This is a genomic window from Streptomyces rimosus (assembly GCF_008704655.1).
Lineage (GTDB): Bacteria > Actinomycetota > Actinomycetes > Streptomycetales > Streptomycetaceae > Streptomyces > Streptomyces rimosus.
The window spans coordinates 164,128-182,132 of sequence record NZ_CP023688.1 but is presented as its reverse complement, the minus strand read 5'-3'; the positions used below and the strand labels follow the sequence as shown (position 1 = coordinate 182,132).

The following is an 18,005-nucleotide window of genomic DNA, read 5'->3' as shown; positions in this document are numbered from 1 at the left end:
GCCTAGGAGGGAAGCATTGGAACCCGGGCAGTCGCAGGTCGACCTGAACACGGTCGTCGAGGTCGAGATCAGTGCCCTGTCGGTGAGTGATTCGCCGAGGATCGCTGGGGAGAGTGCGGAGCACATCGAATTGCTGGCCGTGGCCGACGGACCGCTGCCGCCCATCCTCGTCCACCGGGACACGATGCGGGTCATCGACGGCATGCACCGGCTGCGCGCGGCCCTGCGGCGCGGCCAGGAGACCATTCCGGTTCGGTTCTTCGACGGTGACGAGGCGGACGCCTTCGTCCTCGCCGTCGAGTCCAACAGCGCCCACGGGCTGCCGCTGACCAAGGCGGACCGCAAGCGCGCGGCCGAACGCATCATCACCTCGCATGCCACCTGGTCCAACCGGATGATCGCCGCGATCGTCGGCCTGGCCCCGGCCACGGTGGCCAAGGTCCGCCGGAAGATGCCGGGCAGCGCGACGCCGGAGCGCGGACGCGTCGGCCAGGACGGCCGGTTCCGGCCGCTCGACGGCGCCGAGGGCCGCAAGCTTGCCGGTGATCTCATCGCCGAGAACCCCGACCTCTCGCTCCGCCAGATCGCCCGGGCGACGGGCATCTCACCGGAAACCGCGCGCGACGTACGCAACCGGATCCGCCGCGGCGAGGAACCCCTGCTGACGGGACCGCGCACTGGCCCGCGCGGCCAACGTGGCGGACAGCGGGGACCCGGACGGCCCGTCGGCCGGCGCCGGGGGACCGCCGGCGCGGTGACGCCCGTACGGATGCCCGCGGTGGACCGGAGCAGGACCGTGCGGCGGCTCAAGGACGATCCGGCGCTGCGGTACAGCAATACCGGCCGCACCCTGCTGCGGCTGCTCGGCATCCACACGGTCAGCCCCCAGGAGTGGGAGAGGATCACCGCGGACATTCCGGCGGACTGCCGGCGCACCGTAGCCGAACTGGCCCGCGCCTGCTCGGACAACTGGTCCGAACTGGCCCAGCGGGCGGCGGAGCACCAGGCCGGAGAATCCGTGGGGGCGTGATCGTGGCCCGGGCGGAGGAAACGTGCCTGCGGACCCGGAGACCGACGAGCGGTCCCCCTGCGTACGCCGTCCGCCTCCGCCCGTAGGCCGTCCCCTCGCGAACCGGCCCCCTCACCCCCCAATGCCACACTGCTCCCGTGAGCGACCACAGCACAGCGGGTACGGAACGGAGCGCGACCGCCGGGCGGGGGCCGGGACGCCGGGGACGGCCGGCCCGCCTCTCCCGTGACCGGATCATCGAAGCGGCCCTCGGCATCGTCACCGGGGAAGGCAGCGCGGCGCTGACCATGCGCCGGGTCGCCGAGGCGCTGGGCAGCTCCCCGATGAGCATCTACCGGCACGTACGGGACAAGGACGAACTCCTGGTGCTGCTTCTGGACCGCATCGTGACCGATCTGCCCCGGCCCGCCCTGCCCGACGAGCCCCGGGCCCGCCTCCTGGCGCTGCTGACCTGGCAGCGCGACGAGCTGGCGGCCCGGCCCTGGATCGTGGACGTACTGGCCCGCGGTGACCTGATGGCTCCCTCGGTCCTGTGGCTGCTGGAGGAGATCTACGCCGCCTGGCGGGCTTGCGGCCTGTCGCTGGAGGAGGCGGCCACGGCCAACCGGATCGTCTGGAACTTCCTCCTCGGCGACCTCGCCCAGCACGCCGCGCACCCCGAGGGCCGCTCTCCGTACCAGGCCGGCCTGCCCGCCGAGGCCGACGCCGAGCGGTATCCCACGGTGGCCGCGCTGCGCCCGTACTGGCTGTCCCCGGACCGCCGCGGCCACCTCGCCGACGATCTCGCCACGCTGGTGACGGCGCTGACGGCGACGCTGCCGCAGCGTTGCGCGGCGCGCCCGGCCGCCGGTGGTTGACCCGTTGCGTACGCGTACACAAAATGGCGGTATGAACGTCGTCGAAACGCTCTACCGCCGCTGGCTCTTCGACCTCTGGCACGGCGATTTCGCCGTGGCCGAGGAGATCCTCACCCCCGACTTCGTGGGCCACTGGCCCACCATGGACGTGCACGGACCGAAGGGCGCGGCCGACCAGATCCGCCAGTCGCACGCGTACTTCACCGACATCCGCAACACCCTCGACGTCGGCCCGGTCATCGGCGACGGCCTGGTGGCCGCGCACTGGACCTTCCACGGCTCGTACCGCGGCGGCATCCCCGGCGCCACCGCCGAGCCCGGCACCCGCGTCTCCTTCGCCGGGCAGGACATCTTCCGCGTCGTCGACGGCCGATTCGCCGAATACTGGGTCGTCTCGGACGGGCTCGGCATGATGACGGCGCTGGGGGCGATCTGAGCCGAGTCGTCGCACAGGGGGGAGCATCGTGGCAGGGAACGATCCGCACATTCATGTCGAGTCGGAGGTGGTGCACGGCGACGCCGCTGCCCGCACGATGCTGGCCGCCACGTTCGGCCTGGCCGGCGACCTGCCGAGCCGGGTCACCACCGGATGCGGGCTGCGGGTGCCATATGCGATGACCTCGCCGCGCCCGGACCGTGTCACGTGCCTGGCCTGCCGCGAGCACGCGCGGCGCGTGCACCTGCGCCTCGCGGAGGAGGCCGAGCGCCTGAGCCGGATGCTCGGATCGGTCATCAGCCCCGCTCAGGGAAAGTCAGCGGCGGACTGGCACCGTGATCTCGCGGAGAAGTTCTCCGGCGCGCAGGGGTGACACGTCCCGTACAGCGCGCCGAGCGCGCTTCTGACGGGCCTTCCGAGCCGGAATTCCGCCGCCCCGTGACCGTCGTATGACGGAAATTTCCGCGGTATGTGACCGGAGAATGACAGGCCCCCGTACGGGCCGTGCGCCGTGCTTACCTCGAAAACATGCACAGCAAGCACATCGCGGACAGCCCGTCGTCATCGCAGCAGTTCCCCACCCCCGCCGCTTCCCCGCGCCGCCCCGGACGGCGCGGGCGCCCCGCACTGGCCGCCGGTGCCCTCCTGATCGCGGGCGTGTCCCTCGTCGCCCTCACCGGCTGCGGCAACTCGGCGTCTGGCAACGGCGACAACGCCGACTCCGCCGCTTCCGCCCCGCCCGCCGGGAAGAACGGCGGAAAGCAGCTCTCGAAGCTGCTCTGGATGGGCGACTCGATCGCCGAGGCCGAAGCACCCGCCCTCGAAGCGGCCGTCAAGGCGGGCGGCGCGGAATTCAAGTCCATCGCTTCCGCGGGCGGCGGTACGGTCGTCAAGGGCGAAGGCCCGACCGCCAAGTTCGCCGAGGACACCTACAAGGAACTGGCCAACACGGCCAAAACCTTCCATCCGGATGTCATCGCCTACCAGGTCACCACGTACGACTGGGGCACCGCCGCCCAGCAGACCAGCTCGTACGAACACCTCGCCAAGGTCGCGAAGGACGCCGGCGCCGAACTCGTCATCGTCTCCGCGCCGCCTTTCAAGATCGACGACTTCTACAAGAGCCACGAGGCCGCCATCAAGTCCGCGCCGAAGGCGGCCCAGGACGCCGCCGCCAAGAACGCGGGCCAGGCCCGCTTCTTCGACGCCGCGGCCCTGTGGGGCACCGACAGCGCCGCGGCCAAGGCCCAGCGCAGCCAGGACGGCATCCACACCTGCCAGCAGGGCGCCGCGGCGTTCGCCAACTGGTTCGGGGGCCAGCTGAGCAGGCACTACTCCTTCACCCCGGCGGCCCCGGAGAAGTGGGCCAAGGGCCCCTGGACCGGTTCCAAGGTCTACGGCCAGCTCAAGTGCGGCTGATGCCCGTACGCCGTCGCCCGGGTGCCGCGTCCGTACGTACGGAGGTGCACCGGGAGCGACGGCGGTGAGCGGACCACACGCCCGCCAACGCGTCGAGGGCGCTGCTCCAACAGCCGGAGCGGCGCCCTCGGCCGCCGTCTCCCACGCTCCCCGCTGCTCCGAGGACCCGTATATGCCGACGACCACACCCACGACCACGCCGCCCTCCCACCGCTCCGGCCAACGCCGCCGACCGCGCCCGACGGCCCGGCACATCGCACCCCTGGACGGCCTGCGCGGCCTGGCCGTCCTCGGCGTCCTGTTCTTCCACGCCGGACACTTCGGCGGCGGCTTCCTCGGCGTGGACCTGTTCTTCGTCCTGTCCGGCTTCCTGATCACCGGCCTGCTGCTCAAGGAGGCCGGTGACCGCCGGGGCAGCATCGACCTCGCCGCCTTCTGGGAACGCCGGGCACGCCGCCTGCTGCCCGCACTGACGGTGATGATCGTCGGGACGCTGCTCCTCGTCGCCGTGGGGCCGCCGTACCTGCTCGGCTTCGCCCTGGAGGACGGCCCGTGGGCCGCGCTCCAGGCGACGAACTGGCACTTCATCAGCGAGCAGGTCGGTTACTGGAACGACGCCGACACCCGCGTCTTCAGCCATCTGTGGAGCATCGGCGTCGAGTGGCAGTTCTACGTGGTCTGGCCGGTGGTGGTCGCCGTCCTCGTCCGGGGTCGGGCCACGCGCCGTCTGGTGCCGGTGATCGCCGCCGCAGGTGCCGTCATCTCCCTTGCGGTCATGATCGCGCTCGCTCACGGCCCGGACACCACGCGCGTGTACGAGGGCACCGACACCCGCGCCTTCTCGCTGCTGCTGGGCGCCCTGATGGCCACCGCCCCGGCCCGCGGCCTGCTGGCCAGGGTGCCCGGTCGGGTGGCCGGGGGCCTCTGTGCCGTCCTGGTGTGCGGCCTCGGGACGTACTGGTTCCTTACCGACGGCCCCAGTTCGCCCTTCCTCTTCCGGGGCGGCCTCTTCCTCCATGCCCTGGCCGCCGCCCTCCTCATCGCCCTTCTCGCGCACGCCCCGGGCGGCCTGGTCGGCCGTCTCCTGGGCAGCCGGCCCCTGCGATGGCTGGGCGGCATCTCCTACAGCCTCTATCTCTGGCACTGGCCGATCTATCTGCTGCTCTCCGAGAAATTCCTGGGATTCGGCGGATGGGGCCGTACGGCGGTCCTGGTTCCCGTCTCCCTCGCAGTCGGATTCCTTTCCAAGGTCCTGGTGGAGGACCCGATACGGTTCAAGGCCCGCTGGGCCCGGGGCCGTACGGGAATGGTCTGCTTCGCCGCCGCACTGGCGGCCGTTGCCGCCGCCTGTCTTTTCCTTCCCGCACCGAACCAGGGCGCGGACTCCGTGGACCTCACCCAACTCACCGCTGCTTCCGGCCGCCTGTAGCCGGTGGTTTGACGCCCTGCGTACCGATCGGTACTGTCGCATGCGTACCGATCGGTACGCATGGGTGCGGTGCCGCCTCCGATTCCGCTGTCGGCGGCAACGCGGCGACCACTTCGAGGAGTTCTGATGGCGGACGGGCAACCGCGGCACTCGCCGGCCGGGCAGCGTGTGTGGGAGACCGCGTGCGACCTCTTCTACCGGGAAGGCATTCGCTCGGCGGGCGTGGCCGAGATCGCGGAACGCTCGGGCGTCGGAAAGCCGAGCATCTACCGCAACTTCGAGTCCAAGGACGGCCTCGCGCTGGCCTATGTGAAAGCGAAGGCGGTCCCTTCGCGCGTATGGCTGGAAACCGCGCGCGCCGCCTGCCCGGACGACCCGCTGGGGCAGCTCCGCCACGTCATCGCCGAAATAGCGGAGCAGATCAGCGCGCCCGGCTACCGGGGCTGCCCGCTGGTGAACGCGTCCGTCGAGTTCCCCCACCGTGACCATCCGGTGCGGGTGGCCGTCGACGAACTGAAGGCCGAGTATCTGGAACTGCTGGCCGAACTCGTCTCCCGGCTTCCCGTACGCGACCACCGCACCCTGGCCTACATGCTGCAAATGCTGGTGGAGGGCGCCAGCGTCACCACCCAGATCTATGAGGCGGAGAAATCCGCGACCGCACTGAAAGAAGCGGCGGACCGCCTCATCGACTCCTACCTGGAGCGGTGAGCCCCGACCGCCCTCATTCCGTCTTAGTCCGTTCTTTCGCGAATCGAGACCGTCATGCCTGCCACCACCGCCACTCACCTCCCGGACTACGCCGAGCAACTGATACGCGGTCGCCGCGCGACCCGCGCATTCCGGCCGGACCCCGTGCCGGAAGACACCCTCCGGGCCGTCTTCTCCCTGGCCGGTGCGGCTCCTTCCAACTCCAACACCCAGCCCTGGCACGTGGAAGTGGTCAGCGGGGCGGCCAGGGACCGCCTGGGCAAGGACCTGATCGCCGCGCACACGGACCGGCGCATGTCGCTGGACTTCCCTTACCGCGACGACCTCTACACCGGTACGTACGCGCAGCGGCGCCACGAGGCGGGCGCCGCGATGTACGGCGCACTGGGCATCGGCCGCGACGACCACGAGCGGCGCGAGGCGTTCAACGCCGAGAGCCTGAATTTCTACGGCGCGCCGCACGTGGCACTGCTGTTCCTGCCGCCGAACGCGGAAGAACGCATGGCCGCCGATGTCGGCATGTACGGGCAAACGCTCCTGCTGGCCCTGACCGCGTACGGTATCGCCAGTTGCCCCCAAGGGCTCCTGAGCTTCTACGCCGACACCATCCGGGAATCACTGGGCATCGTCAGCGACAGGAAGATCCTCTTCGGCATCTCCTTCGGATTCGCGGACACCTCGGCGCCCGTCAACAACATCACCGTCCCCCGGGCCGAACTGGCGGAAACGACCCGCTTTCACGTCTAGGCCCGTACTTCGCGGGTCGTTGATTCGTTTGGTGTGACCGGTTCGGTGGTGTCCTGGGCCGGTGGTGTGGCGTTGGATCGGGTGTGTCGATGACTTCCCGGTCTCCGCGGCCACGGGCTCAGCGTCAGCGTCTTGACCGGTCCTCCGCGACCGCTGGAACTGACGGAGCGGCAACACCGCACCGCACGGGCCGGTAATCCGGCGGTTGGAGCGTGGCGTGGTGAGAAGCGACGTATATCGGGATGTGGGCGAGGCCGCGTGGTCGTGGGTGCTGGACCACGTGCGCGAGGACGAGGGCCCGTGGCTGGTGCAGGCCGTGGTGGAGGGCGGTCCTGAGGCCACGTCACCTGCCCAGGACCGCGACTCGCTGTACGCGGGGATCGCCGGCCTGGCCCCGGTGCTGGCCGAGATCGCGCAGTACCGGGAGCTGGGCGTACGGGAGACGGCACTGGCGACCGGCATCGTGACCAGACTGTCGGCCCAGGCCGGGCGGCGAACGGAACCCTCGCTGTACGACGGCCTCGCGGGCGACGCGACGGCGCTCAGACTGCTCGCCCCGGGCGAGGAAGTGGTGGCACTGCGGCGGCTGGCCGCCCTGGCGACCGGCGACGGATGGAAGACCACGCTCGACTTCGAGCCGGGCTCCGACACGCCCCTCACCGACGTCGTCATGGGCACCGCGGGCGTGGTGATGACGGCGGTCTGGGCGAAGAGCGAGTTCACCGAGGTGATCGCGACGACGGGAGGCGAGGCCCTGCTGCGGGCGGCGGACCGCACGGAGGCGGGCCTCGACTGGGGCATGACACCGGGGGCGGCGTCGAGGGCGCCGAACTACTCGCACGGAACCGCCGGGGTCGCGGCCGCTCTGGCGGTCGCGGGCGCCGCCCTGGACCGCGAGGACTTCGTCGAGGCAGCGGTCGCGGGCGCCCGGCACGTCCTCTCGGTGGGGTCGTTGAAGGATGCGGGCTTCGTCGTCCCGCACACGATCCCGCCGTCGCGCCGGGAGGTGGAACCGGTGACGTACACGTGGTGCCACGGCCCGGCGGGCACCTCGCACCTGTTCACCGCGCTGGCGCACGCAGGGGTCACCGAGGTGGCCGGCCACGGCGTCGACGAACTGCGGCACCGCTGTATGACCTCGATCCTCACCTCGGGTCTGCCGGAGCGCCTCCGTCCCGGCTTCTGGGACAACGACGGCCGCTGCTGCGGAACGGCGGGCGTCGGAGACGTCCTGCTGGACGCGGCCCAGGACTGCCGGGCGCCGGAGAGAAGACAGACCCTGCTGCGGGCCGCGCACAGGATGGGTGACGCGTTGGTCGACCGGGTCATCAGGGATGAGGCGGGCGCCCGTTGGCGATTTCTGGAACACCGCGAGGACCCGCCGCTGCTGCCGCCCGGCACGACGTGGATGCAGGGCGCGGCAGGCATCGCGGCCTACCTTCTGCGCCTCGCCCGATATGGCGAGACCGGCCCCGACGCCCCGGTCGTCGACCGCCCGGACCAGTGGTGGGCCGTGCCGGCACACCTGCGCACTACACGTACGGGTGCATGAGCGACCAGTCCCATGCGAGACAAGTAATCCATAACGATCTCGGCCCAGGCATTGTGTGAGGCGTGGTTCCCTCTGGCCCCGGACTTCGCGGTCCCCGTTTCAGGCCTGCGGCCAGCGGGTCTGTTCGATGTCGGTGTCGAGCAGGTCGAGGAGGTGGGGTTGGACGCCGCGGGTGATCCGGACGGTGGGCGGGTCGGTGATGTTCCCGATCTGCAGGGTGAGTTCGCCGAGGTGGTAGAAGGTCATGCGGCCGGTGGGGCGGACGCGGCGGTTGTCAGGGTAGAGACCGCTCATGGTCTGCTCGGGGCCGAGCGCCCGTCTGACCTGCCGCTCGATCAGACAGAAGACCAGCAGGGCCAGACAGATCACCTGGACGAGGGCGGCGACGCGCCGGTTGTGCTGGACGAAGACCGGCGCAACCGCGAGCGGGCCCTTGAAAGTCGTGGTAGCGGCGCTCGACCGCGCCCTGGCCCTTGTAGTGGACCAGGACCTGCCCGGCATCCGCCTGGTCCGCGGGGACGGACGTCAGCAATGCGTACCAGCCGTCGACAGCGGCTTCGGCGTCCAGTACGCCGGCGTCGAAGTGCCAGGCCAGGACCGGGGTGCCGTCCTCGTTGCCGGTGACGGTCCAGCGCAGGCAGGAGGTGACGCGGCGCCTGGCGGCGATGACACCGATCCGGGTGACGATCTTCTCCCGGGTCCTGTAGTGGCGACCGCCGGCCGCAGCGGTGAGCTTGTTCAGGTCCTCGGTGGCCTTGGCCAGACGTTTGCTGCGGGCGGCCTGCCGGTCGGCGGCGTTCGCGGTGGAGTGGACCAGGATCCTTCGCACGGTGAGCGGCGGATCGCTCTTGCGGGGCCCGGTCAGGGTGTGGGTGTCCTCCAGCACGCGGTGGGTCTCGCGCAGTTCGGCGGGCTTGCCCATGTCGCCGGACGCCACCCGAGACGTCCGCGCACCGAGATAAGGCTGGGCCGGCCACGCACCATCCCAGGACGCACACATGCCCACACACCGCTTGACCCGGCCCCTCAAACAGATAAGGGGGCTGTCAGTCCAGGCCGGACGAGTCCGGACGGGCTGGTGGCCGAGCCGGACGATCACGCATTCGGCCGCTCGCGAGGTGGACTGACCACCAAGATTCATCTGGCCGTCGACGCCTCCTCCCGTGTCCTGGCCATCGTGGTCACCGCTGGACAGCGGGCTGATACCCCGGTGTTCGCCGAGGTCATGGCCCGCATTCGCGTTCCGCGGATCGGCGGCGGATATCCGCGCACTCCACCCGCTCACGTTCTGGCCGGCCGCGCTTACTCCTCCCGGAAGATCCGCGAGTCCCTACGCCGCCGGCAGGCCCCTCACACCATTCCGGAGAAGCGCGACCAGGTCGGCCACCGCCGACGCCGGGGTTCGGCCGGCGGCCGCCCACCCGGCTTCGACCGTGAGAAATGCAAGGCCAGACACAAAGTCGAGTGCCGGATCGGGCTCCTCAAGCAGGCGCGGGGTGTCGCGACACGGTACGAGAAGCTTGCCGTCCGCTTCGAAGCCGCGACCCAACTCACCTTGATACGCCAGGCGCTGTGACATCTCAATCGCGACCCAGGTGCCCTCCAGCGGCTGCACTACAGTTGGCCCACCATGCCCGAACTCTTCGGAATCAACCATCTGACTCTGTCCACGACCGACCTCGACCGGCTCGTGGCGTACTACACGGAGTTGCTCGGAGCAGTGCTCGCCTTCGAGCGCGCCGCGACCCCTTCTGACCCTCGGATCGCAGTCATCGATGTCGGCGGCGATGACCACCTGATGCTCGTCGAAACCGCTACCGCCCCCACCGCTGATCTCGATCCCCTCGGCAAGGCCGGATGGGGGCTGCGCGTGGGAACACATGCCCAACTATGTGAGGTCCGCGAACAAATCCTGGGTGCCGGGTGGCCGGTCGGACAGATCGAAACACTGCCCACGCAGTGGACGATGACAGCTCGCGATCCCGATGGACGCCCTGTGGACGTTCGAGCCCATCGCCCACGCACTTCATCGCCGTCACCAACCACTGGCTAACGGCTACTCCAACTTTCAAAACACGCCCTAGCCGAGCGTATCCACCACGTATGCGGCGGCATCGGCGATGAGCGCCTGGTCGTAAGCGGCGTCCTTGGTGGATTTGCTGGACATGAGGGAGTTGAGCAGCGGCGGCGCGGACTTGGTGTGCCACACGATGTCGATGTCGTTGAGCGTCCCGTAGTTACCGGTGCCGGTCTTGTCGGCCACGGTCCATCCTCGCGGAACGGCGGCCCGGATGCGTTGCGCGCCAGTGGTGTTGCATTCCAGGAGGTCGCGGAGGAAGGCGCGCTTATCGGCGGCCAGGACATTCCCCAGCACGACCTTCCGGTAATCCGCACCGAAGGCCCAAGGAGAGGTCGTGTCGCGCGGATCCCCTGGAGTGGCTTCCGTGATCGCCGGCTCGATCCGATCCATCCGGGTGACCGTGTCCGTCCGCCCGATGGGTGACCGTGCCTCCCGTATCAGTCGCGAGGGCGTACACCCCCAGCCACGTGTCGTACTTCCGCCCCAACGCAGCCAAGCGCAGGTGGCGGGCGCTTCCGGTGGAAGCGGGGGGAGGGGGGACCGCTGGAGGGCGCGGATTCCGGGGCCTGCTCCTTCGCGCATCATGCGCGGTGCGGCGTGACGCCGGGGGCGGTCACTCCCGTACCACGTACGCGCAACTCCCGTACAGTAAAAGTCAGTTGCGGCCTCAACCCGGCATCCGGACAGTGGTCGCATGACCGCGACCGCCCCTCGCACCCCGCCGCCCGGTCTGACCGTGCGACCGGCGACGCCCGACGACGCGGCGGCGGTGTGCGCGCTGCTCAACCAGATCGACGTGTGGGAGATCGGACGTGCCGACACCGACCTGACCGAGGTGCAGGCCGAGCTGAAGCATCCCGAGGCGGACCTGGAGAACGACTCCTGGCTGCTGTTCGACGGCGGCCGGCTGATCGCGTACGGCCTGCTCTGGGACGACTCCGGTGGTGAGCGGATCGACATGGACCACTACACCCTGCCAGGCCGGCTGCCCGGCGCTCTGTACCTGTACGACCTGATGGAGGCACGGGCTGCGGAACGGGCAGCCGCCAACGGAGCCTCGCGCGCGGTGGTACACCTCCACCTCAACGCCACACCGACCATGGACCTGCACGCGCTGCGCGCACGAGGCTGGCGTACGGTGCGCCGCTACCACGTACTGCACCGCCCCCTGTCGGCCGCCACCGACCGGCTTCCCGCGCCGCCGCCCGGTGTGACGCTGCGCTCCTGCCGGACCGAGCCCGACCGCCGGAGCGCCCACGCGCTGCTCCAGGAGTCCTTCGCCGACCATTTCGGCTTCCAGCCGCGGACGTACGAACAGTGGCTGGGCGACATCGACGCCGAACACGCCGACTGGTCGCTCATATGGATCGCCCACCTGCGTGGCCTCGGCGACGTCGCGGCGCTGCGCACCCACAACGCCCGCCCCTCGATGGCCTGGATAAGTTCCCTCGGCGTACTGCCGAAAGCCCGCGGCAACGGCCTCGGCAGCCACCTCCTGCGCCACGCTTTCGGCCACTACGCGGCGCTCGGCCGCCACCGCATCGGCCTCAACGTCGACACGGACAACAGCACTGGCGCACTGGCGCTGTACGAGCGGCATGGCATGACCCTCGACTTCGCCGTGGACGCCTGGGAGCTGATCAAGGAATCGGCGGCCCATACGTAAACAGTGACCGGGGCCGACGGGGCCGTACGCGATGTCCCGTGTGGGCACGTCGCGTACGGCCCCGGCTTCAACCTCGGGTTGCGGTCCGGACTACTCCGTGACCCGAAGGGCCCCGGACGGGCACAGCATGCCGGCCTCGCGCACGGCGTCCCGGTCGTTCTCTCCGATATCGGAGGTCAGGACGGTGACGAGCCCGTCGTCGTCCTGGTCGAAGACGCCGGGCGCGGTCAGGGCGCACATCCCGGCACCGACGCACACGTCGCGGTCGGCGGTCACGTGCATGGTCGCTCCCTTCGCCCCGCTCACCAGGTGACGGGGAGTTCGTTGACGCCCTGGATGGTGCTGCCGGGCCGCAGGGTCAAGCGCTCGACCGGTGTGGCCAGCCGCAGCGTGGGGATGCGTTCGAACAGCGCGCTCAGGATGATTTCGAGTTCGAGGCGGGCCAGATTCTGGCCGAGGCACTGGTGGACGCCGTAGCCGAAGGAGAGGTGGTGGCGGGCCGAGCGGTGAATGTCGAAGGTGTCCGGGTTCTCGAACACCCCGGCGTCGCGGTTGGCGATGGAGTGGACGACGATCACGCCCTCGCCGGCCCGGATGACCTGTCCGTCCACTTCGATGTCGGCGGTGGCGACGCGGGCGCCCGCCACGTCGGCGATGGCGAGGTAGCGCAGCAGTTCCTCGACCGCGCCCGGGATCAGGGACGGATCGTCGCGCAGGGCGGCGTGCTGCTCGGGGTGTTCGAGCAGGGTGATGACGCTCAGGGAGGTCATGGAGGCGGTGGTCTCGTGGCCGGCGACGAGCAGCAGCAGCGCGTTCGAGATCAGTTCGTCGCGGTCGATGGCGCCGTCCGCGAGCTGCCGGGTGACCAGCGCGCCGAGGAGTCCGGGCCCGGGCTCGGACTCCAGGGTGGTGATCAGCCCGTCCAGGTAGCGTTCCAGGTCGTCGCGCGCGCCGGTCGCCTCCTCCGCGCTGGTCGACTGCACCAGGCGCCGACTGGCGTCCTGGAAGAAGTCGTGGTCGGCGTAGGGGACACCGAGCAGTTGGCAGATCACCATGGAGGGCACCGGCAGCGCGAACCGGCTGACCAGGTCGGCGGGCGGGCCCGCGGCGAGCATCTCGTCGAGGAAGCCGTGCACGATTCGCTCGATGTCCGGTCGCATGCCCTTGATGCGCTTGACGGTGAATTCGCTGATCGTCATCCGGCGCCGGGGCCCGTGCTCGGGCGGGTCCATGCTGATGAAGGCGGGGCGGCGATCGCGCAGGCCCGCCAGGCGCGGGGAGGTGAGAGGGAAGTCGGGGTGGGTGCGGTTCGAGGAGAGCCGCGGGTCGGCGAGCAGGGTGCGGGCGGTCTCGTGCTTGGTGACGACCCAGGCGGTGCGGCCGTCGAAGAGGGTCACGGGGCGCAGCGCGTCCTCGCTGTCGCGTAACCGTGCGTACGTCTCGGGCAGCCCGTACGGGCAGGTACGGTCGCTGGGGAAGGCAGGAGCGTCTTGGGCCGGGAAGGCGGTGGAGGTCTCGGTCATCGGTCCCCTCGAAGTCTCTGACACTCGCTTAAGGAACGGTGAGTTCTCTAACTCAGAGGCTAAACTGCGCACTTAGAGAACGCAACGTCCTCTCGGCATACTTCAAGGAGTCACGCTGTCACCGCACGCCGACCGGACCGCCCCGCAGGCCGCCGACCACCGCAAAGGCCCCCGGCGCCGCGGCGAGGAGCTGGAGAACGCGATTTTGACCGCGGCGCTGGAGGAGCTGACGGAGGTGGGTTACGCGGCGCTGACCATGGAACGCGTCGCGGCCCGCGCCCGTACGAGCAAGGCCGCCCTCTACCGCCGCTGGACCGGCCGCGCCGAACTCGTCCTGGATGCCTGCAAGGTACGCGGCTTCTCCGATCTGGACCTGGCCGACACCGGGACGCTGCGCGGCGATGTGATTGCCCTGCTGCGGCAGATGTCGGCGAAGATGGCGACGCCGATCGGAGGCATCCTGCGCGGTCTGCTCGGCGAGATGACCCGCGACCCCGAATTCGCCCGGCTGATCCGCGAACGGATCCACACGGTGGGGCCGGTCGGCATCCGCGGCATCCTGCAACGGGCCGTCGAGCGCGGCGAGGTGCAGCCCTGGGTGCTCGACTCGCGGCGGGCCACCGTCGCCACCGACCTGCTGCGCAACGAGTTCCTGCTGTTCGGCGCCCCCGTCGAGGACGAGACCGTCATCGAGATCGTCGATGACGTGTATCTGCCGCTGGTACTGGCTCCGGCTCCGGAACCGGTGCGGAGCGCGGGGGAGGCGGGGCGGGGCGCTGCGAAGCCGGTGCGGAGTACGGGCGGCCCGGAGGACGACGGTTCGTAGGGCGCGCACCAGCCCGCGCCCTTGTTCATGCCCTGCTCACACACCCGACCCCCGCGCGTACGCCACCGTGCACCCAGCCCCGTGATCTTCGCCAACGGTATGGCCACAGCCCCATGCCGCACGCCTCACGGACACGGAGCCGCACATGGACCGCAGATCCCTTCTCGCCGCCGGCGGAGGTGCCGCACTGGCGGTCGCCGCCGGCGCCCCGCAGGCACAGGCCACCCCGCCGGGGACCATCGGCCGGTGGCCCGGTCGCGACACCGTACGGTTCAACGTCATCAGCGACATCCAAGGGGACCTGGGCGACTTCGGCCGGGCCCTGGACGACATGGCGGCCGTCAACCCGCACAGCGCGGGCCTCGCCGTCGCGGGCGACATCACCCCGCGCGGCTACGACGCCGAGTACGCGCAGGTCGGCGCCGAACTGAAGCGCCACTCCCACCCGCGCGAGGTCGCCTGGGCCATCGGCAACCACGAGTTCTACGTACCGAAGTGGCGCGACCCCGGCACCCTGTCGCAGGACACCTGGCCCAACGGCACCACCGAGGACTCCCTCTTCCGCAGCTTCTACCGCTTCGCCGGGCGCAACACGGTCCACGCGGAAACCTCCTTCGGCGGCATCCCCGTACTGACCCTCGGCACCGAGCGGTACATGCACTACCACGACCCCAAGCTCTGGGACGAGGTCTGGATCAGCGAGGCGCAGTTCGCGTGGCTGGAGAACCGGCTATGGTACTGGTCGCGCCGCCGCCGTCCGGTCATGGTGATCACCCACCACCCCCTGCCCAACACGGTCTCCGGCACCCGCAACAAGCTCTACGCGAGCGACTACCTCCAGGCCGACCGCCTCCTGGGCCTGCTCGGCCGCCACCCCGACGTGTTCCTCTTCTGCGGCCACACCCACTGGGACCTGGAACTCTCCGACTGGGTGGTGCGCCGCGTCGTACCCGGCACCGCGAACCTCAGCGGGTTCACGGTCGTCAACACCGGCGCGATCCAGACGGGTTACCGGGACGACGGCAAGGGCGGCGAAGTCTCCGTCGGCGGCACCTTCAACCAGGGCCTCCAGGTCGAGGTGCGCCGCGACGCTGTCGTCATCAAGGCGCGCGACTTCGCCCGCCGCGCCTGGCTGAAGGAGATCACGGTGCCGCTGGCCGCGTCCTGAGCGCGACCGCGGGCGCTGCCGGTCAGGGCAGATGCGGGTGGGGCGTCTCCGCCCTGTCCCGGTCGTCGCACACCAGGAGCAGTACGGCGGCGCGCTCCGTACCGAGAGAGCGCACTTTGTGCGGCGTGGTCGCCTTGAAGTACGCGGAATCGCCCGGTCCGAGGGTGAGGGACCGGGCGGGGAAGAGCAGCTCGGCCTGACCGTGGTGGACGAAGAGGAATTCCTCTCCCGGGTGGTCCCGGAAGGGCACCGGACCGGTGTCGTGCGGGGGATACAGCATGAACGGGGTCATCTTCTTGGCGCCGGCCTGGAGCGCTATGCCCTCGTAACGGGAGCCGGGCTCGTCGTCGGCGGTGAGCGGCCGCCGGTCCCCGGCCCGGGTGACGGTGACCTCGGTCAGCTCCTCCGTATCGGCGAACAGGTGGTCCAGCGGGACGCCCAGGGCCCTGGCCAGTGAGGCGCCGACGGCGATCGAGGGGACGCTGTGGCCTCGTTCGACCTTGGAGAGATAGCTCTTCGTGACGCCGGAGCGCTCGGCGAGCGCCTCCAGGGTCATCAGCCGCTCCTTGCGCAGCTGCCGTACCCGATTGAACACCGGCCGTTTCCCCCGCTCGCCGACCGCTTCCGCGATCACTGGTCGCCTTCCCGGTCACCGGCGGCTGCCCGTCACGCACACCTTGGTGCGAGGAACACCTTGTGGCATGACACCTTGTGTCCTACGGTGAACCACGTTTCCTCGCAGTGTTGCACGAGACGCGCAGCACCGGAAGACGAGGCCGCCGGCGGACCGGCGCCTCGGAACGGGAGCAGAAGTGGCGAACACCCTGCACGACCCGAAGAACGTACTCATCGACCGCGCCGAGCGGCAGATGGACGACCATTTCGCGGACTCGGACCTGACCACGCGACAGAAGCTGGCCCTGACCTGCCGCATTGCCTACGACGGCGGACACGACTCCGGCCTCGCCGGACAGATCAGCGCCCGCGGACAGCAACCGGGCACCTACTACACCCAGCGCCTGGGCCTCGGCTTCGACGAGATCACCGAGGACAACCTCCTGCTGGTCGACGAGGACCTCCAGGTGCTGGAAGGGGAGGGCATGCCCAACCCCGCGAACCGGTTCCACACCTGGATCTACCGCGCGCGCCCGGACGTCCACTGCATCGTCCACACCCACGCCCTGCACACGGCCGCCCTCGCGATGCTCGAAGTGCCCCTGCTGGTCTCCCAGATGGACACCACACCGCTGTACGACGACTGCGCCTTCCTCAGGGAATGGCCGGGCGTACCGGTGGGCAACGAGGAAGGCGAGATCATCTCCGGCGCCCTCGGCGACAAACGCGCCATCCTCCTGGCCCACCACGGCCAGCTCGTCACCGGCGCCACCGTCGAGGAGGCGTGCAACCTCGCGCTGCTCATCGAGCGCGCCGCCCGCCTCCAGCTGCTCGCCATGTCGGCGGGCACCATCCAGCCCCTGGACCCGGCCCGCGCCCGCGAGGCCCACGACTGGACGTCCACGCACCGGCGCAACCAGGCGAACTTCGCCTACTACGCGCGCAGGGCGCTCCGCAACCACCCCGACTGCCTCACGGACAAGGTGAACCTCTGATGGCCACAGCACCCCTACCGTTACGCGGCATCATCTCCTACCCCGTCACCCCCTTCGCCGCGGACACCGGCGACATCGACCTGGCCGCGCTGCGCCGCCTCGTCGGCGAACTGGTCGACACCGGCAGCCACGCCATCGCCCCGCTGGGCAGCGCCGGCGAAAGCGCGTACCTCACGGAGGGCGAGTGGGACGCCGTCTGCGAGACCACCCTCGACACCGTCGCCGGGCGGCTGCCCACCCTGGTCGGCGTCTCGCACTGGAGCACCGCGGAAACGGTACGCCGCGCCCGCGTGGCCGCCCGCCACGGCGCCACCGCGCTCATGGTGCTGCCGCAGACGTACTGGCAACTGACCGAAGCGGAACTCGAACAGCACTTCGCCACGGTCGCGGCGGCGACCGGCCTCCCGGTGATGCTCTACAACAACCCGGGCACCAGTGGAGTCGACCTCCGTCCGGAAACGGTGGTCGCGCTCGCCCGCAAGATCCCGAACCTCACCATGGTCAAGGAGAGCTCCGGCGACGTCGCCCGCTTCCGGGCCCTCCGTGACCTGTCCGACGGCACACTGTCCGTCTACAACGGGAACAACCCGGTCGCACTCGAAGCCTTCCGTTCAGGCGCCGTCGGCTGGTGCACCGCGGCGCCCTGCCTCGTGCCCCGGTGGTGCACCGAGCTGTACGCCGCGGTGACGGGCGGGGACGAGCAGCGGGCCGACGCGGTGCTGGCGGAGCTCCTGCCGTTCCTGAAGTTCATCGTCGGCCACGGGCTGCCCCGGGCCGTCAAGGCGGGTCTGGAGATCCAGGGCCGAGGGGTCGGACGGCCGCGGCCACCACTGCTGCCGCTGCCGGACGAGGAGACACGGCAGTTGCGCGAGCTGCTGGAACGGCTCGGAAAGGCGGAGGCTGCGGATATGGGGGTGGCGGGGGCGGAGTGAGGTGCGGGGCGGTGCGTAC

Annotated in this window: 21 protein-coding genes and 1 pseudogene; 16 read left to right on the top strand and 6 right to left on the bottom strand. The window is 70.3% G+C overall.

What is annotated here, in order from left to right; translation table 11 throughout:
• The first annotated feature begins 16 nt into the window (after positions 1 to 16).
• From CP984_RS00815 to CP984_RS00775, 9 genes are all read left to right on the top strand, one after another.
• On the top strand, positions 17 to 1,030 hold the full coding sequence (locus CP984_RS00815) for a ParB N-terminal domain-containing protein (protein ID WP_003980276.1): 1,014 nt from the start codon (positions 17 to 19) through the stop codon (positions 1,028 to 1,030).
• Between the two features lie 137 nt (positions 1,031 to 1,167).
• Positions 1,168 to 1,887: a TetR/AcrR family transcriptional regulator gene (locus CP984_RS00810; protein ID WP_003980277.1), complete on the top strand. Its 720-nt coding sequence runs from the start codon at positions 1,168 to 1,170 to the stop codon at positions 1,885 to 1,887.
• A gap of 31 nt (positions 1,888 to 1,918) precedes the next feature.
• Entirely contained in the window at positions 1,919 to 2,323 is a 405-nt protein-coding gene (locus tag CP984_RS00805) for an ester cyclase (protein ID WP_003980278.1), read from the top strand.
• A 28-nt stretch (positions 2,324 to 2,351) separates the two neighbouring features.
• The gene (locus CP984_RS00800) at positions 2,352 to 2,696 is read left to right on the top strand and encodes a hypothetical protein (protein ID WP_030190354.1); all 345 of its coding nucleotides are present in this window, start codon (positions 2,352 to 2,354) and stop codon (positions 2,694 to 2,696) included.
• Positions 2,697 to 2,851: 155 nt separating this feature from the next.
• A complete protein-coding gene (locus tag CP984_RS00795; protein ID WP_043978225.1) occupies positions 2,852 to 3,742 on the top strand; it encodes an SGNH hydrolase domain-containing protein in 891 nt (296 codons plus the stop codon).
• A 172-nt stretch (positions 3,743 to 3,914) separates the two neighbouring features.
• Entirely contained in the window at positions 3,915 to 5,171 is a 1,257-nt protein-coding gene (locus CP984_RS00790) for an acyltransferase family protein (protein ID WP_003980281.1), read from the top strand.
• Between the two features lie 126 nt (positions 5,172 to 5,297).
• On the top strand, positions 5,298 to 5,882 hold the full coding sequence (locus tag CP984_RS00785) for a TetR/AcrR family transcriptional regulator (RefSeq protein WP_003980282.1): 585 nt from the start codon (positions 5,298 to 5,300) through the stop codon (positions 5,880 to 5,882).
• A gap of 54 nt (positions 5,883 to 5,936) precedes the next feature.
• Positions 5,937 to 6,629 (top strand): nitroreductase, encoded by a 693-nt coding sequence (locus CP984_RS00780; RefSeq protein WP_003980283.1) that lies wholly within the window; start codon positions 5,937 to 5,939, stop codon positions 6,627 to 6,629.
• Positions 6,630 to 6,849: 220 nt separating this feature from the next.
• A complete protein-coding gene (locus tag CP984_RS00775) occupies positions 6,850 to 8,181 on the top strand; it encodes a lanthionine synthetase LanC family protein (RefSeq protein ID WP_226048581.1) in 1,332 nt (443 codons plus the stop codon).
• Positions 8,182 to 8,280: 99 nt separating this feature from the next.
• Here CP984_RS00775 and CP984_RS00770 read toward each other — a convergent pair whose 3' ends face one another.
• Together CP984_RS00770 and CP984_RS41015 are read right to left on the bottom strand one after the other, a co-directional pair.
• On the bottom strand, positions 8,281 to 8,475 hold the full coding sequence (locus CP984_RS00770) for a hypothetical protein (protein ID WP_003980285.1): 195 nt from the start codon (positions 8,473 to 8,475) through the stop codon (positions 8,281 to 8,283).
• The gene (locus CP984_RS41015) at positions 8,456 to 9,118 is read right to left on the bottom strand and encodes a hypothetical protein (protein WP_003980286.1); all 663 of its coding nucleotides are present in this window, start codon (positions 9,116 to 9,118) and stop codon (positions 8,456 to 8,458) included. Before CP984_RS41015 ends, CP984_RS00770 begins: the two co-directional genes overlap by 20 nt.
• Before the next feature lie 147 nt (positions 9,119 to 9,265).
• Here CP984_RS41015 and CP984_RS41010 point away from each other — a divergent pair.
• Together CP984_RS41010 and CP984_RS00760 are read left to right on the top strand one after the other, a co-directional pair.
• A pseudogene (locus CP984_RS41010) lies at positions 9,266 to 9,757 on the top strand (IS5 family transposase); the annotation flags it as partial.
• A 54-nt stretch (positions 9,758 to 9,811) separates the two neighbouring features.
• The gene (locus CP984_RS00760) at positions 9,812 to 10,234 is read left to right on the top strand and encodes a VOC family protein (RefSeq protein WP_003980288.1); all 423 of its coding nucleotides are present in this window, start codon (positions 9,812 to 9,814) and stop codon (positions 10,232 to 10,234) included.
• A 27-nt stretch (positions 10,235 to 10,261) separates the two neighbouring features.
• Here CP984_RS00760 and CP984_RS00755 read toward each other — a convergent pair whose 3' ends face one another.
• Complete coding sequence (locus CP984_RS00755; RefSeq protein ID WP_226048771.1) at positions 10,262 to 10,843, bottom strand: serine hydrolase; 582 nt, start codon at positions 10,841 to 10,843, stop codon at positions 10,262 to 10,264.
• A 112-nt stretch (positions 10,844 to 10,955) separates the two neighbouring features.
• Between CP984_RS00755 and CP984_RS00750 the strand changes: the two genes are divergently transcribed.
• Positions 10,956 to 11,927 carry a GNAT family N-acetyltransferase gene (locus tag CP984_RS00750; protein ID WP_003980290.1) on the top strand — a complete coding sequence of 324 codons (972 nt, stop codon included), beginning with the start codon at positions 10,956 to 10,958 and terminating at the stop codon, positions 11,925 to 11,927.
• A gap of 90 nt (positions 11,928 to 12,017) precedes the next feature.
• Here the strand turns inward: CP984_RS00750 and CP984_RS00745 are convergent, their stop codons facing one another.
• Together CP984_RS00745 and CP984_RS00740 are read right to left on the bottom strand one after the other, a co-directional pair.
• Complete coding sequence (locus tag CP984_RS00745; RefSeq protein ID WP_003980291.1) at positions 12,018 to 12,209, bottom strand: ferredoxin; 192 nt, start codon at positions 12,207 to 12,209, stop codon at positions 12,018 to 12,020.
• 20 nt (positions 12,210 to 12,229) lie between these two features.
• A complete protein-coding gene (locus CP984_RS00740; protein WP_003980292.1) occupies positions 12,230 to 13,450 on the bottom strand; it encodes a cytochrome P450 in 1,221 nt (406 codons plus the stop codon).
• A gap of 205 nt (positions 13,451 to 13,655) precedes the next feature.
• Here CP984_RS00740 and CP984_RS00735 point away from each other — a divergent pair, with 205 nt between their 5' ends.
• Both CP984_RS00735 and CP984_RS00730 read left to right on the top strand, forming a co-directional pair.
• Positions 13,656 to 14,276 (top strand): TetR/AcrR family transcriptional regulator, encoded by a 621-nt coding sequence (locus CP984_RS00735; RefSeq protein WP_003980293.1) that lies wholly within the window; start codon positions 13,656 to 13,658, stop codon positions 14,274 to 14,276.
• Between the two features lie 145 nt (positions 14,277 to 14,421).
• Positions 14,422 to 15,444 carry a metallophosphoesterase family protein gene (locus CP984_RS00730; RefSeq protein ID WP_003980294.1) on the top strand — a complete coding sequence of 341 codons (1,023 nt, stop codon included), beginning with the start codon at positions 14,422 to 14,424 and terminating at the stop codon, positions 15,442 to 15,444.
• Positions 15,445 to 15,466: 22 nt separating this feature from the next.
• On the opposite strand, the gene CP984_RS00725 is transcribed toward CP984_RS00730, so the two are convergent.
• Positions 15,467 to 16,078 (bottom strand): helix-turn-helix domain-containing protein, encoded by a 612-nt coding sequence (locus CP984_RS00725; RefSeq protein ID WP_003980295.1) that lies wholly within the window; start codon positions 16,076 to 16,078, stop codon positions 15,467 to 15,469.
• 178 nt (positions 16,079 to 16,256) lie between these two features.
• Here CP984_RS00725 and CP984_RS00720 point away from each other — a divergent pair, with 178 nt between their 5' ends.
• Positions 16,257 to 17,054: an aldolase gene (locus CP984_RS00720; protein ID WP_003980296.1), complete on the top strand. Its 798-nt coding sequence runs from the start codon at positions 16,257 to 16,259 to the stop codon at positions 17,052 to 17,054.
• Positions 17,054 to 17,986, top strand: coding sequence for a dihydrodipicolinate synthase family protein (locus tag CP984_RS00715; RefSeq protein WP_003980297.1), 933 nt, complete (start codon positions 17,054 to 17,056; stop codon positions 17,984 to 17,986). Before CP984_RS00720 ends, CP984_RS00715 begins: the two co-directional genes overlap by 1 nt.
• Positions 17,987 to 18,005: the final 19 nt, after the last annotated feature.